This window comes from Lactobacillus juensis, from assembly GCF_036246285.1.
Taxonomy (GTDB): domain Bacteria; phylum Bacillota; class Bacilli; order Lactobacillales; family Lactobacillaceae; genus Lactobacillus; species Lactobacillus juensis.
Genome location: NZ_BTTS01000003.1, coordinates 55,299 through 69,947, shown reverse-complemented (window position 1 = coordinate 69,947; position 14,649 = coordinate 55,299). Strand labels below are relative to the sequence as shown.

12 protein-coding genes are annotated in these 14,649 nt (G+C 36.1%); 7 read left to right on the top strand and 5 right to left on the bottom strand.

What is annotated here, in order from left to right; translation table 11 throughout:
• Window positions 1–89: 89 nt before the first annotated feature.
• The 3 genes from AAA926_RS08155 to AAA926_RS08145 all read left to right on the top strand — a co-directional run bounded on the left by AAA926_RS08155 (window position 90) and on the right by AAA926_RS08145 (window position 4,286).
• On the top strand, window positions 90–1,613 hold the full coding sequence (locus AAA926_RS08155) for an SLAP domain-containing protein (protein WP_338212302.1): 1,524 nt from the start codon (window positions 90–92) through the stop codon (window positions 1,611–1,613).
• 197 nt (window positions 1,614–1,810) lie between these two features.
• Window positions 1,811–3,334 (top strand): SLAP domain-containing protein, encoded by a 1,524-nt coding sequence (locus AAA926_RS08150; protein ID WP_338212301.1) that lies wholly within the window; start codon window positions 1,811–1,813, stop codon window positions 3,332–3,334.
• 202 nt (window positions 3,335–3,536) lie between these two features.
• Window positions 3,537–4,286, top strand: a complete 750-nt coding sequence (locus AAA926_RS08145) for a hypothetical protein (protein WP_338212300.1) — start codon at window positions 3,537–3,539, stop codon at window positions 4,284–4,286.
• 201 nt (window positions 4,287–4,487) lie between these two features.
• On the opposite strand, the gene AAA926_RS08140 is transcribed toward AAA926_RS08145, so the two are convergent.
• Window positions 4,488–6,227 (bottom strand): BspA family leucine-rich repeat surface protein, encoded by a 1,740-nt coding sequence (locus tag AAA926_RS08140; RefSeq protein WP_338212299.1) that lies wholly within the window; start codon window positions 6,225–6,227, stop codon window positions 4,488–4,490.
• Window positions 6,228–6,405: 178 nt separating this feature from the next.
• Between AAA926_RS08140 and AAA926_RS08135 the strand changes: the two genes are divergently transcribed.
• A complete protein-coding gene (locus tag AAA926_RS08135) occupies window positions 6,406–7,929 on the top strand; it encodes an SLAP domain-containing protein (protein ID WP_198180175.1) in 1,524 nt (507 codons plus the stop codon).
• A 116-nt stretch (window positions 7,930–8,045) separates the two neighbouring features.
• Here the strand turns inward: AAA926_RS08135 and AAA926_RS08130 are convergent, their stop codons facing one another.
• From AAA926_RS08130 to AAA926_RS08115, 4 genes are all read right to left on the bottom strand, one after another.
• A complete protein-coding gene (locus AAA926_RS08130; RefSeq protein ID WP_198180174.1) occupies window positions 8,046–10,004 on the bottom strand; it encodes a BspA family leucine-rich repeat surface protein in 1,959 nt (652 codons plus the stop codon).
• Between the two features lie 47 nt (window positions 10,005–10,051).
• A complete protein-coding gene (locus AAA926_RS08125) occupies window positions 10,052–10,969 on the bottom strand; it encodes an HNH endonuclease (protein WP_198180173.1) in 918 nt (305 codons plus the stop codon).
• A gap of 120 nt (window positions 10,970–11,089) precedes the next feature.
• Window positions 11,090–11,230 (bottom strand): hypothetical protein, encoded by a 141-nt coding sequence (locus AAA926_RS08120; protein ID WP_090094091.1) that lies wholly within the window; start codon window positions 11,228–11,230, stop codon window positions 11,090–11,092.
• A 178-nt stretch (window positions 11,231–11,408) separates the two neighbouring features.
• Window positions 11,409–11,768, bottom strand: a complete 360-nt coding sequence (locus AAA926_RS08115) for an iron-sulfur cluster biosynthesis family protein (RefSeq protein WP_198180172.1) — start codon at window positions 11,766–11,768, stop codon at window positions 11,409–11,411.
• A 189-nt stretch (window positions 11,769–11,957) separates the two neighbouring features.
• On the opposite strand from AAA926_RS08115, the gene AAA926_RS08110 reads away from it, so the two are divergent.
• From AAA926_RS08110 to htpX, 3 genes are all read left to right on the top strand, one after another.
• The gene (locus AAA926_RS08110; RefSeq protein WP_198180171.1) at window positions 11,958–13,058 is read left to right on the top strand and encodes an SLC13 family permease; all 1,101 of its coding nucleotides are present in this window, start codon (window positions 11,958–11,960) and stop codon (window positions 13,056–13,058) included.
• 109 nt (window positions 13,059–13,167) lie between these two features.
• A complete protein-coding gene (locus tag AAA926_RS08105; protein ID WP_034980895.1) occupies window positions 13,168–13,728 on the top strand; it encodes a LemA family protein in 561 nt (186 codons plus the stop codon).
• 17 nt (window positions 13,729–13,745) lie between these two features.
• On the top strand, window positions 13,746–14,642 hold the full coding sequence (gene htpX, locus AAA926_RS08100; RefSeq protein ID WP_338212298.1) for a zinc metalloprotease HtpX: 897 nt from the start codon (window positions 13,746–13,748) through the stop codon (window positions 14,640–14,642).
• The last annotated feature ends 7 nt before the right edge of the window (window positions 14,643–14,649 follow it).

The following is a 14,649-nucleotide window of genomic DNA, read 5'->3' as shown; positions in this document are numbered from 1 at the left end:
ACAAATGAACATCTGTTTGCTCTGATTTTACTAACTAGTTTGCGTTATAATTATATTGGGTATAAAGTCACATATAGTGAGGTAAAGATATGAAATTTTTCAAAAAAATTGGTATTGGCTTAGCCGCAACAGTGTTGACAACTAGTCCACTGCTACCAAGTCTAAATCATATTCAAACAGTGCAAGCTGCGCCAAAAACACAAAAACTAGCTAAAAACAGAATTACTTTAGTCAATGACGCACCCGTATATAATCAATATGGTCAAAGACTTAAAGCAAGAAAAAACGGGAATTATTCTGTAATTGAAGCAGATGTTAATGGTTTCTGCTATGTTTCTTCTTTTGATGTCGACTCCTTAGATTATTACGGCACAATAATGATTAATGGGCAAAAATACTATAAAATTGGTCAAGGAGAATATATTAATGACGGTGATGTCAATAACGTTAACGGCAAGAGCTCTAAGACCGGTAAGCTGGTTTTGAATCACAGATCTGCGATCTATACTAAAACCGGTAAACTAAAAGGCAAGACTCTACCAGTTAAATCAGTCGTTAACTATCAGGGTCAGGTTAAGCAAACTCAATCCAAGCAAAAATATTACTTTGCAAAATTTAACGTTTCTGAGCAAAAGGCAACCTTTTATTATTTGCCGACAGAAACAGTTAATGGTAAAGACTGTTATGCAATAGGGAAAAATCGTTATATTAGAGCAAATAACGTTGACAGCATAGATGGGTATCCTCTTATGTATAATGGCGTTACCTATGCCACTGTTCTCAAAAAGACGACAACTCAAACATTAACCAATGATTCTACTAAACACGTTCTAAAAAAGGACCAAAAAATTAAAGTTGATTTAGCGGTCCAGCCTTGGGCAGAAGACTTTGAAGGCTATATCTATCGCCTGCACGATTATCCTAACGAATATGTTGGTCAAAGTTACATTAAATTGAGAAACTATTTGCCAACATCAAGTTACGATGAACTTACATTCACCTATGTAAGACCTAATACTACGACAAATACTAAATTCTATAATTTTGACGGTACTCCAACAGGTATCAGTTACAGGAACCGTAAGCAAAACCCCTTGACCGTTGATGGTCTTTATTACTTATGGGTACCTAGCGAAAACAAAGCAGAACTGTTTTATCACTTTTTAACCTACAGAATAGACAGAAACTATTTTGTTAATAACGACGGCACTGACCTTAAAAAACCAGAGTTTGATAAAAACAATAAACTAATTGAATCGACAGAAGATAAGATGCGTTATACTAACAGCTTTGTCAAAGCTAGTGATGTTACTTTTGCCAGTGGAATTAAACTTACCCCTCTCAATACTGCTAAAGATGCTGAGAACGATCAGAAAGTAGCAACAGATAAGGATAAGCAAGAATTACAAAGAAAATTTGAGGAAAATAAGAATAACAAGAATGTTAAGTGTGAGCAACAAAGTGCAGTAAGTAATTATAATAATGCTTTGATGATTGCTTCTTCTGTTTTACAATCTCCAAAAGCAACGATTGCTCAAGTAAAGCAGGCAATTTGGCTACTTGACACAACCAAAATTCAATTAAGTACTTTAAACTTCGCTGAATGGAGTTAAATTAAAAAAATGGAGTTAGTCCACCAAATAAGAGTGGTTTAACTCTATTTTTATTGCTTAATTTGAAAACTAACTAAATCACGCGAAAATATTGAAAGCCACGCAAAAGTTTAGGTAATTTATATAATAAAACCATTTTAAATATCAGTTTAGGGTACAATGATATTAACTTAAGCGATTTTTTGTGAGGTCATAAAATGAAATTTTTCAAGAAAGTTGGCATTGGCTTAACAGCCCTGGCTCTATCCACCACTCTATTTTTGCCATATACCGCTAACCCCCAAACAGTAGAAGCAGCTCAGAAAGCCAAAGGAAAAGTCACGCTGCTTGAGAGTGATTATGTTTACAACCCGTTAGGCCATAAAATAAAATTGAAGCAAAATCAGAGTACACATAGCTATAACATTCCTAACGGCTTTAGCACTGATCCCAAGGGCTATTTGACTACAGAAATGATAGTTTATGATGACGACAGTAGAACCAATTATCCCTACTACGGCACTAAAAAAATTAACGGACAAAAGTTTTACCACTTGGGGCATAACTATTATATTAATAGTGCTAATGTTTTAAAAGTCAATGGGCGCAATATCACACAAGGTAAATTGACTATCAAACACGATGCACTGATTTACACCAAGACTGGCAAAACAACGGGAAAGAAACTAAGAACTAATACAGTTGTTAAGTACCAGGGAAAAGCTAAGACTGCTACTAAAACACCCAAATATTTTTACTACCTTAAGGATGTCGCAAGGTACTTCCAGCCCAAATACGTACCTGCCCACAAAATAAAAGGAAAATATTTTTACTCTTTAGGACATAACAGTTACATTAAAGCAGCCAACGTCGGCTATATTAACGGTCACATTGCTCGCTACAACGGTGTTTCGTCAGCGACTGTTCTTAAGAACACCGCCAGCATAACGGTAAATTATTCTGCCGTTAAACGTAAACTGAAAAAAGGACAGAAGATTAAACTTGATTTAACTGTTATTCCTTACCAAAATGATGGCTTTGAGGGTTATCTTTACAGACTGCACGACTATCCGGATGAATATGTTGATGAAGATGATGTTAAATTGAAAAAGAATTTGCCTATCATTGACTATCGCGACTTAGTTTATACTTACGTTACGCCAGTGACAGACAACAGCGTTGAACTTTATGACACATCTGGCAAGACAATTGGTAAACGTATTATAAAGCCGCAATACAGTAATCTAACAGTTGATGGCATAATGTATCTCTGGGTACCTGAGGAAAATAAGGCGGAACTGTTTTATCATTGTTTAAATTACAGTGACGCTAGTGTGATTGATGCCAACCAACCAAACCCGGTGCCAAATTCAGAACCAACTTACCCTGCAAAAAAGCAAGCACTAATCTATGGCAATAACTTTATTAAGGTGAATGATGTGAAATACGTCAGCGGGTTAAAGCTAAAAGCACTGAATACGATTGAGCAGGCTGAAAATGGGCAAAAGATTGCGACAGGAGCTGATAAGCAGGAACTGCTCACACTTTTTAACGAAGGAAAAGATATAGCACAAAATAGCGCCTATGATAATCTCATGTCTAACTATGATTGTGCCTTAAGAAACGCTTCTGCTATGTTAAGGTCTGATAAGGCAACTGTCACACAGGTAGATGAAGCTGTCTGGTACGTTAAAACTGCTAAAAAGCAGCTGACAACTATGTCTACCCCTCCCGGTGATTAAATGGCTACTGGTCAGAGCAATATTAGTTTTACAAAAATAGTCCAAGCAAATATAATAGACAATATGTAGAGCCTGGCAAAAACGAGACTATCAGTTTAATGCTGATTTATTAGTTATTAAAAAATAGCTATAAACTGACAAAACGTGATGACCAGCCTAACGATAAAGGATATTGAAATCAAATTTAAAGGAGTAAACCAAAGTGAAATTACATAAAAATATTATTGTTGCAGCTGTCGCGGGTATTACCGTTTTAGCGCCAGTTATTAGTCAAGCTTCAGCTGTTTTAGCAGATGTCGCTGCAACTAATCAAACAAATACTAATACTAACACTAATACAAACAATCCAGATACAAGTGCAATAGATAAAACTGAAACTCCTGTAGCTGAACCAATTTCCCAACCTATCCAAGATAATGATCCCGAGCCTAAGACCAATATCCACAAGACTAAGAAGACCTGGTCAAAACGCCATCAGAAAGCAAATAATTATTTCAATAAGAACGTCAAGAAGGGGCAGAAGTTAACGAATAAGACTAAAAAATTAGCCCTTTACAAGAAGACCTTGAAGCATTTTAAAAATTATAAAACTAAGTATGCCAAGACTTTCAAGAATTATCTTAACGCTGAAATTAAGTGGCTAAAGAGACAAATTAGGAAAGATGTTCCTACAACTAAACCTTCTGGAGATCTTAAGCCAAAACCTGTAAAACCTTCTCAACCTCATGGTGGTTGGATTGATAGTACATTATATAGTAATTATACATTAGATTATAAATATTATCGCAAATATCCAAGTGATTATAAAAAGAAAGTTCAAAATGATATTAAAGATTTAAAGAAACGTGGCTATAAGTTTAATAAAGATTTATCTGATAAAGGATACGAAGCACATAATAAGAAGCTTCAAGAGCGTGATGATAAATTAATGGATGAAGGTAAATTAAAATAACCATATTTATCTCTGTTAATTGAATATAATGGAGGTAACAATATGGAAGATAAAAAAGAAATACTAGCAAAAGCTAATTCGTACTTAAAACGAACTAGCCTTTTTTGTCTTATCTATTTAAGTTTGAACCCCTTAGGCAGTTGCGGTTTTTTGCCATTATACATGACATATGTTTCCTTGGGGCTCTTTTTAGCCGAATGGTTATACAGTTTTAGCAATTGTTTTGCAGTATATTTTTTGCCTTTTGGCTTTGCCAACAGCTTGGATATGTTTAAAGCCTTTGCCTACTCCCGAACTCTTACGTAAGCGGTAATGACCGAGTTTGACAACAAAGCCTTTGGGATTACCGGCGTTGAGCAAAATCTGACTGTTATGAATGTTAAAATGACTTAGATCAACTCCAGCGAGTTTCTGATCATTAGTAAACATTTCCGTTGAATCATACACTTTTGGTAACTGCCAGCCACGCAAATCAACAAAAACAAGATTATCACAGTTCATAAACATTTCGCTGACCCTGGTAACCTGACGTGTATCCCAAGTATGCAGGTCAAGGTGCTCAAGACTTTTTGTACCTTTAAACATCCTAAGCATATCAGTAACTTTGGCAGTATTAAAGTGCCTCAAGTCAATGTCTTTTAGACTGCTGTCGCCACTGAACATTGAATTCATCCAGCGTACGTTCTTGGTATTCCAGCCCGTTAAATTGAGTTTAGCCAAAGAGCTGTCTCCAGAAAACAGCGAGATCATATTAGTAACGTTGCTGGTATCAAAACTACTTAAATCCAAACTAGTAACAGCTGGATTGTACGCGAACATTTCTTTCATATCTTTAACTTTACTCGTATCAAAGTGACCGAAATTTAGCTGATCCAAATGGGCGAATTTTGCAAACATACCAGACATATCTGTAACATTACTGGTATTAAAGCCACTTAAGTCAAGTTTAGTTAAATTAGAACACCCTTGGAACATATTTTTCATACTGGTGACATTTTTGGTGTCCCAATTAGCCAAATTTAAGTGAGTAACAGTGCTACCCCTAAACATTTCCGCCATATTTGTCACTTGGCTGGTATCAAAACTACTCAGATCAAGACTTGACAGATTTGGGGTACTGGAAAACATATCGGACAGATTAGTAACTTTGCTGGTGTTAAAGTGCTTAAGATTTAGTTCAGGAACCTTTACTCTAGCAAACATACCAGACATGTTAGTGACATTACCGGTATCAAAATTAGCCAGATCAAGCTCTGCCACATCGCTATCCGCAAACATCTCTGCCATATCGGTCACATGGCTGGTAGCAAAACTTTTCAAATTAAGATGTTTCATCGGGCTGTTTCTAAACATACCGCTCATATTTGTGACTTTGTTTGTATTAAAACTGCTCAAATCTACTTCTGTTAAGGCTGTGTTGTCAAACATTCGTTCCATGCTAGTCACTTGGCTGGTATCAAAGTGACTCACATCAGCTTTAGTTAGAGCTTTGTCATTAGTAAAAAGCAAAGCCATATTTGTCACTTGACTAGTATCAACTTTGTCGAGGCCCGTAATATCCTCCAAATACTCAAGACCGGAAAACTTTTCTGCCGAATTCGGAGCCATTTGAACTGGTGTTTCAAACACAATATGCTCAATATTGCCAGACCATTTAAACTGCTTTAAAAATGGTGTGCTGGATAATTGACTGCTTTTTTGCGCGCCACTAATCCGCAGAGTTCTACTAATAACATCGTATTGCCATGTGCAACTGCCATCAGTGCCAGTCCACAGTCCGGCATCAGATGGCAAACCTGTCGCACTAATTGGGACAACAGCAGGAGTTTCCGTTGCAGCAGCTACATTTTCGTTTGTTTGCACCGTTACGACTAAACCTAATGCCATTGTTGCAATCCCTATCCCAGTTTTTTCAAACTTGATTAAATTTGGAAGCTTCATCTTGATACCTCTTTTCTCTTACCCTAATTATACGGGTTTTTTGCTTAAAACTTATTAATGATTTGAAACTTAAGTTAAACTTTGTCAGCCTTTTATTCATTTATCGTAAGACATGTATTGCTGCACCTATATTAGGTTATAATAAATTTAGTAGAAAGGATTAGTAAGGAGGTAAATCATGAAATTAACCAAAAAAATCTGTTTGGCGATCACGGCTTTGGCATTAGTCGTCACACCTTTTTTAGTAAATTGCAATCAAATACAGACAGTTGCAGCTGCCAAAAGCAGTAAAAAGACCGCAAAGGGTAAAATCACGTTAATCTATGATGCCCATCTTTATAATAAATATGGTCACAAAATTAAAAACAAGAACAAATATGTGCCTTATGCTGAAGATGATGCCAATGGCTATAAGTACATTCCAGGATTTAATGCAGATGTTATGCAATATTACGCCACCAAAATAATTAATGGACAAAAATTCTATAATATTGGTGATGGTTGCTACATTAGTACGGCGGATATTAAAGAAGTCAATGGTAAGAACAGCAAAAAGGGCAAATTGGTTTTATTACAGAAATCAGCTATTTATACTAAAGCCGGTAACAAGACTGGCCATACTTTACCTAAGCGCGCTATTGTTAAGTATCAGGGCAAAGTTAAACAAGTTAAGTCAAGACCAAAATACTATTATAGTAAATACTTTAAATCAGATAATAATGAGCATATTTACTATCTGCCACTCACAAAAATTAAAGGAAAAAATTATTATGCTATTGGTCAAAATCGCTATGTCAAAGCCTATAATGTTGCAAGTTTAGATGGTTATCCTTTAACTTACAATGGGGTTACAACGGCCATCGTTCTTAAAAAGACAGCAACTCAGACTTTAAACGAAATGAAAACCAAACATATTTTAAAAAAGGGTCAGAAAATAAAAGTTGATTTGGCTGTTGAACCTTGGGCAGAAGATTTTGAAGGCTATATTTTCCGCCTGCATAATCATCATGATGAATACATAGATGAAAACTGTATCAACCTGAGAAATTACTTACCAACGACCGACTACTCTGATTTAACCTATAGTTTTGTTACTGCAAAGACTACTGCAAACGTTAAGCTTTATGACGCCACAGGAAAACCCGTTGGAATTAGTTTTAATACTGCAAAGCAGTCTGACTTTAATGTTGACGGCTTATTCTATATTTGGAATGCGGCTACAAACAAAACGGAGTTGTATTATCACCTTCTGAGTAACAATTTAGACAGAAAAGCCCTTATCAATAATGATGGCACACAACTAAAGGCTCCAGCGACTGACAAAAAATATGGTCCAATCACTCTAACCACCAGTGAAAAAATAATAGCAGTTAACAGTTTCGTTAAAGCAAGTGATGTGAAATTTAGCAGGGGCATAAAACTTTCTCCTGTAAACACTTCGTTAGCAGCTGAGCAGAAACAAAAAGTAGCAACCGACAGCGATAAAGTGAAGCTCCAGAAAGACTTTGACTCTGGACAGCAAACTATTAACGAGAGTGTCCATTATGATGCACTTATGCAGAGCTATGACTATGCTTTAGCTAATGCTGCTGTTGTCTTACGGTCGAGCAAAGCGACACTGGCGCAAGTAGACCAGGCAATCTGGTTGTTAAAAACCACTAAAACACAGATAAAAACTTTAAACTTCCCTGAATTTGCCTAAAGTTTACTAAAAAGACAAACTAAAAAGGATTAGTTCTGAAATGTGATGTGAACTCTCAAATTTGTCCTAAATTTGGAGGTCATATCAATGAGCTAATCCTTTTATTTTACTAAAAATCAAAAATGAAATGATTTTGGTAACTGTGGTTTTTTACCGTTATACATGACATAGGTTTCTCTAGGGCTCTTTTTGGCAGAGTGATTATACAGCTTAAATAATTGCTTTGTAGTATATTTTTTGCCTTTCGGTTTTCTAATTGTTCCTTTGCCTACAGCTTGAATGTGCTTAAATCCTTGACCTACACCTGAACTTTTACGCAAACGGTAGTGGCCCAGCTTCACAGCAAACCCTTTTGGATTGCCTGCCTGATTTAAAATCCTGCTGTTATGAATATTAAAATTAGTCAGATCAACCCCTGCTAATTTCTTGTCCTGCATAAACATATCTGTCGAATCAGTTAGTTTAGGCATGTGCCAGCCGTGTAAATTAACATTAGTAAGATTAGGACATTGAGCAAACATCTCACTTACTTCAGTTAATTTGCGGGTGTTCCAATTATGTAAATCAACAGTTTTGAGATTCCGATCATTTTTAAACATCTCATATGCTTCAGTGAGACTATTAGTTTTAAGATGACTTAAATTAATATTGACCAGCTGCGGGTCGTTTTTAAACATGCGACTCATACTTCTGACCCGTTTGGTATTCCAGCCTTTCAAATTAACCGTCTTTAAATTGTCATCATCACTAAACATGCCTAACAAGGTCGTATTAGACTTAGTATTAAAATGACTTAAATCTATGCTGGTTATTTTTTTCATACCAGAAAACATATAGCTGGTATTAGTTACCTTGCTGGTATCAAAATGACTAATATCAAAATCAGTTAAATTTTCAGCACCGTTAAACATGCTAAACATATCAGTTACCTTGCTAGTATTAAAGTGCTTAATATTTAAACTGACGATATTCTTTAATCCGGCAAACATAGTGCTCATATCAGTAACATTGGCAGTATTCCAGCCCGTTAAATTAAGTTGTTTTAATGCTGTATCGTTTGAAAACATGCCTGACATATTAGTTACTTTACTAGTATCAAAATTACTCAAATCCAAACTGGTCAGATTTGAATCCCCAAAAAACATAGTTTTCATATTTTGGACATTACTAGTATTAAAATTGTTCAAGTTTAGAGTTGTTATGTTCCTACTATGAGAAAACATGCTGCTCATGTCCGTTACGTTTTTGGTATTAAAGCCTGAGCAGTCGAGCTGTTTAATCATGCAATTATCGAACATTCCGCTCATATTTTGTACTTTACTGGTATCAAAGTTAGCTACATTAATTGTTTCTGCCTTGGAACTGGAAAACATATTTGCCATATCGGTTACTTTGCTAGTATTAAAATTTTTTAAATCCAGCTTTTTAAAATTGGCTGCCGCAAACATGTTGTTCATAGTGGTTACATTTGCGGTATTCAATTTACTCAAATCTATTGCTGTAGCAGTAGCATTATCCATACCTAATCTGTTGAACATGTTACTCATATCTGTAACTTTATCAGTATTAAAATTACTAATATCTAAACTAGTAAGTTTTGTATCACCGGCAAATAAACCAGACATATTGGTTACATCACTAGTATCAGCGTTTTCTAAACCCTTAATATCAGACAAATATCTCAAATTGGCAAATTTTTGTTTTGAATTTGCAGGTAACTTAAACGGACCTTCAAAAACGATATGCTCAATACTTCCAGCCCATTTGAATTCTTTGGTAAAAGGTGTACTTGACAATTGTGCTCCTTTAGCACCACTGATAGTCAGAGTATTAGTAAGGACATCATATTGCCACGTGCAGCTGCCATCCGTGCCAGTCCAAAAGCCCAGCTGATTATTGACAGTACTGGTTGCAGTCGGTGCTTTTTTTGCAGTTTGATTGTTAGCAGCAGGTGCAGCAGAATCTGCCAAAACATTTTGGATCAGATTAGCGCCACTCATCATGCCCAAGACTGCGGCAACCGTACTGATACTCATTTTTGCTAAAATATTTTGCTTGAATTTAGTTGACTTCATTTTTTGACCTCCTTTTCCTCTTAATTTCATTGTAAGCCTTTTAAAAGTTAAATAATATCTTCTTTTGCGTTTACTTGCGCTAGTTTCCAGCCAGTCATAAAGTGCTGCTCGCGTAAAGAACGCAAGTCAGTATAATCACTCTCCAGGCTATCAATTGCATCCTGCAGTTTTTTGTTTTGCTTACGGATCTGGTCAAGTTCAGGATCATTAACAACACCCTTCAGGTGCATTTTAGCGGCTAATTCGCGTCGTCTTTCCTCAAATTCACCCTTCAAAGTAGCAAGAGCGTCTTCATATTTGACCAGTTTTCGGTTAACTTCAGGAATTTCATTATTTAAACTGACAAATAATTTATACGGCATGTTGGACTTGATGCGATTGCATTCCGTGCAGGATAAAATCAGGTTGTCAAAATCATTATTATGTGACAGTGAAACTGGGTCTTTGTGATCGACGCTACGTCCGCGCCTGCCGCAATATTGGCAGCGATAATGGTATTTAGCGCGAATGCGCTCACGGTCAATATAATCCACTTCATTGAGTTTAAAGTCGACGGTTAATCCTAATTTACTCAGATTTTCGGCAAAAGTAAATTCGCTGCTGGGCACAAAGTCAGTTTGACCTGTCTCGCTGTCAATTACTGCCTGGTTAAAATTATGTGCTGATAGTTGTTGCTGGGCTAATTCATTCCCATCATAATCCTGAATAAAAGCCTCATAGCGCTTACGCAGGTCATTTTTAGCAACCAAAAATGTTGAATTATCTGCGACTTCATCTTTTCCTACAAAAGTAAACAGTAGGCATTGTGCAAAAACATTAACCGCAATATTGGCAAAGTCTTCCGGCTTTTCTCCTCTTTGAATGCATAGATCGCAAATACTGGTCAGTTTAGGATTAATCAGACCCGTTTGTTTAAAATGTTTGGCATTTATGCGCAATCCACACGCGCTGCATTGAAACTTCACTTTTAAGCATTCTCCTTAGAGCAAAATGTATGTATCATTAATCTAATTCTACTCAATTTAGAGCAATAAAAAAAGGCGGACGAAAGTTTCATCCACCTTTTAGTCTTAATTAAAAACAAACTATTTATTTTCGTCTGCTTTGGCCTTGTTCAAGAAAGCAACAACTGCTGCCACGTGCGCAACACGTTTCTTGCCGTTCTTCTTGTTCTTAGGTCTTTGGTTTGGTTCACAACCAGTGTTGTAATTTTCACCTTTACGCATAGTACTATACTTCCTTTCAAGATTTTCGAAAATCTTATATAGTTTAACACTTAGGACTTTTTGAAGCAAGATTTGCTGATATTGCGCCATTATCTTTTACCATTTAAAATAAAAAGCGCTCCATTTTGGAACGCTAAAAATAAAGTGATTTTTGAGTACATATTATTAGTTAAATACACTAATTATTTTCACTAACTGTCATGGCAGCATCAATTACGCCACTATCATCTGCCAAACTGATTGCAGCATTTTTTTCATCTACTACTAAATCATTGCCTAAATATTGCATTTCTGCTGGACTGGTATATAAGTCTAAGCCGGCATTATTTTCAACTTTAATTGCAAAATCTGGATCTTGCTTATCCAATACTACAAATTGAAAACGAGTCCCGGCAGCACAGCTACCGGCAATGTTAGAATATTTGTTGGAGCCGTCATTTAATGAAAGCAAAACAACTTGTCCGTCTTGCACACTTTTCTTGATTTTCTCAGCAGCACCTGCTTTAATATTCATCTTAACTGATTCGGAATTACTCATTTTAATATTTCCTCCTAATCTTTAGCAATTTTCTCAAGTATAGGATATATTAAGTTATAGTGTCAAAAATTATGTTTATAGTAAAAGTGCTTTTCACCATGAAAAATTTATTATTGCGTATAACAAAAAAAAAGGTCAAAATGTATATAGCGATTATAGATGATTATAACTTGTGAAAGGGGACATTTTATGACCGTCTTGAAAAAGGTTTTTAGTGATAAAATCCTGCAGATTACTTTTGTAATAACGATTATCAGTCTTTTTTTTGCTAGGCCGCGGCTTGAGGATATCAACTTACATACGATTTTTTCAGTCGCCGCGATGCTAATCATTATTCAAATATACGCTTACTTGCACGTGTTAGACGTGCTGGCGTATAAACTGACCAGTATTGCCGATAATATGCAGAAATTAAACATTTTGTTTACGCTTCTAGCGATTATTGCCGGGATGTTTCTTGGCAATGACATAACAGCGCTTACATTGATTCCCCTGTATTTAAATATTGCCAAAAGATGTAACCTTCCGCAAATTTTACCTGTCACTCTAATTGGAATGGGCGCAAACATTGGGGCGGCCTTTACTCCTTGGGGCAATCCCCACAATATCTTTTTGGTCAGTAAATATTCTGTTAGTGCTCTGCAGTTTTTCTCCTGGTCTTTGCCCTATTTATTAATGGCGTTAGTCATTACGTTTATTATTTTCTACTTTATCCCTCGTAAAAAAATTCCCAGACAAGATATTAAACAGATTAATATCAGTTTAAGACCGACAATCATTACTACAGCAGTATTTGCCCTATTTTTCTTAGGGGTATTTAAGGTCATTAATGTGGCAATTCCAATGATTGTTGCGATTATCTTAGCCTTATTAATCAATCCCAGAATTCTGCTCAAAGTTGATTTTGCTTTGCTATTAACCTTTACCTGTTTCTTCATCTTCATTAGTGATATTCAACAGATCCCGATGATTGTCAGCATCATTCATACGATGATTAATTCGGAAAGCTCAACCTACTTCACTTCGATTATCTCCAGTCAGATTATCAGCAATGTTCCTGCGACTATTTTAGTTGGTAAGTTTACTCCTTACGCTGAAGCACTATTTTTAGGTTCTAACATTGGCGGCTTTGGTTCTCCTATCGGTTCAATGGCCAATATGCTGGTCTTAAAAACTTTTACTCAAAATGCGACAGTTTCCAGAAGCGAATTTTTTAAGAAATGGTCCGTAATGCAGTTTATTGGCTTAATTGTTTTAACCGTTGTAGGCTGGGGACTTTTATTAATTTAAGATACAATTTAGTAAAGCTTTGCTAATGAAAGATAGTATAAGCTTCTTTTTTATATTCAAAAGGTCCTTAATCAGTTATAATTAAGAGATACATATAAGGAGGAATACTATGAATAGTTTAACTTGGGTAATTGTAATTATTGTTGTTTTATTAATTGCACTTTATATTACAGTTTACAACAGTTTACAAAAAGCCAAAGTATACACCGATGAATCTTGGAGTCAGATTGATGTACAACTGAAGCGGCGTAACGACTTGATTCCCAACCTAGTCGAAACAACTAAGGGCTATGCCAAACACGAAAAAGAAACATTGGAAAATGTTGTGCAGTTGCGTAATCAGTTAACTAATATTCCCAGCGATGATCACGCTCAAACTTTAAAAGTTTCCAATCAGATTTCTGATGCACTTAAATCAATTTTTGCTTTATCAGAAAACTATCCTGACCTTAAAGCCAACCAAAACTTCTTGAAACTGCAAGAAGAATTAACTAACACAGAAAACAAAATTGCCTATTCGAGACAACTTTACAATTCATCTGCTGCACTTTACGACCAAAAGTTGTTAACTTTCCCGTCTAATATTGTTGCTCACATTCACGGTTTTAAGAAAGTTGACTACTTACAAACTAATGAATCGGAAAAAGAAGTACCTAAAGTTAAGTTTTAAATACCAGGTCAGTTTTTATGTTATTTCAACAAATTGCCAGCAATAAACGTAAAACCGTTGGGATTATGGGATTATTTGTCATTATTTTGGCACTTGTAGGGGCAGGACTTGGTTATCTTTTTGGTGATCGGCCTGTTTTAGGATTAATTGTTGCCGTGGTTTTTAGCTTAATCTACATGTTAATTGTCCTGCCTAACCCGGCCAACATGGTTATGAGTCTTAACCACGCTCAAGAAGTCCATGAGCAAGATAATCCTGAACTGTGGCACGTTGTACAAGATATGGCACTGGTCGGTCGGGTGCCAATGCCGCGAGTTTTTATTATTGATGATCCTAGTCCTAATGCTTTTGCAACCGGACGTGATCCCAACCATTCTGCTGTGGCAGTTACTCAGGGCTTACTTGACATGATGAACCGCGAAGAACTGGAAGGCGTTTTAGGTCATGAGATTTCTCACATTAGAAACTATGATATTTTAGTTTCTACTATTGCCGCAGTATTAGTTGGTGTCATTTCTTATTTATCAGGTATTGCCAGTCGCTATATTTGGTGGATTGACGATGATCGCGACAGCGATAACGACAATGGTGGTACTATTGTTGTCATTTTTAAGATCGTGGCTATTGTATTTGTGTTAATTCTGGGTCCTATTTGTGCCAGTTTAGCGCAAATGGCATTATCGCGAAATCGGGAATATCTGGCTGATGCCTCTTCAGTAGAATTAACTCGCAACCCGCAAGGACTGATTTCTGCTTTAGAAAAGATTGACGGTTCCGAGCCCATGAAAAAAGCCGACCCTAGCAGTGCCGGCATGTATATTGAAGATCCTGTACGTAAAAAGCGCAGTTTTGCTCACTTATTTGACAGTCACCCGCCAACAGCTGACAGGATTAGCCGCTTAGAAAAAATGTAATAAAATA

What these genes read in the sequence shown, in the direction of transcription:
- AAA926_RS08120 (WP_090094091.1), bottom strand. Translation starts at nt 11,230, where the DNA reads ATGCGTAAAGGTGAAAATTACAACACTGGTTGTGAACCAAACCAAAGA.
- AAA926_RS08140 (WP_338212299.1), bottom strand. Translation starts at nt 6,227, where the DNA reads ATGAAGCTTCCAAATTTAATCAAGTTTGAAAAAACTGGGATAGGGATT.
- AAA926_RS08115 (WP_198180172.1), bottom strand. Translation starts at nt 11,768, where the DNA reads ATGAGTAATTCCGAATCAGTTAAGATGAATATTAAAGCAGGTGCTGCT.
- AAA926_RS08130 (WP_198180174.1), bottom strand. Translation starts at nt 10,004, where the DNA reads ATGAAGTCAACTAAATTCAAGCAAAATATTTTAGCAAAAATGAGTATC.
- AAA926_RS08135 (WP_198180175.1), top strand. Translation starts at nt 6,406, where the DNA reads ATGAAATTAACCAAAAAAATCTGTTTGGCGATCACGGCTTTGGCATTA.
- AAA926_RS08105 (WP_034980895.1), top strand. Translation starts at nt 13,168, where the DNA reads ATGAATAGTTTAACTTGGGTAATTGTAATTATTGTTGTTTTATTAATT.
- AAA926_RS08155 (WP_338212302.1), top strand. Translation starts at nt 90, where the DNA reads ATGAAATTTTTCAAAAAAATTGGTATTGGCTTAGCCGCAACAGTGTTG.
- AAA926_RS08110 (WP_198180171.1), top strand. Translation starts at nt 11,958, where the DNA reads ATGACCGTCTTGAAAAAGGTTTTTAGTGATAAAATCCTGCAGATTACT.
- htpX (WP_338212298.1), top strand. Translation starts at nt 13,746, where the DNA reads ATGTTATTTCAACAAATTGCCAGCAATAAACGTAAAACCGTTGGGATT.
- AAA926_RS08150 (WP_338212301.1), top strand. Translation starts at nt 1,811, where the DNA reads ATGAAATTTTTCAAGAAAGTTGGCATTGGCTTAACAGCCCTGGCTCTA.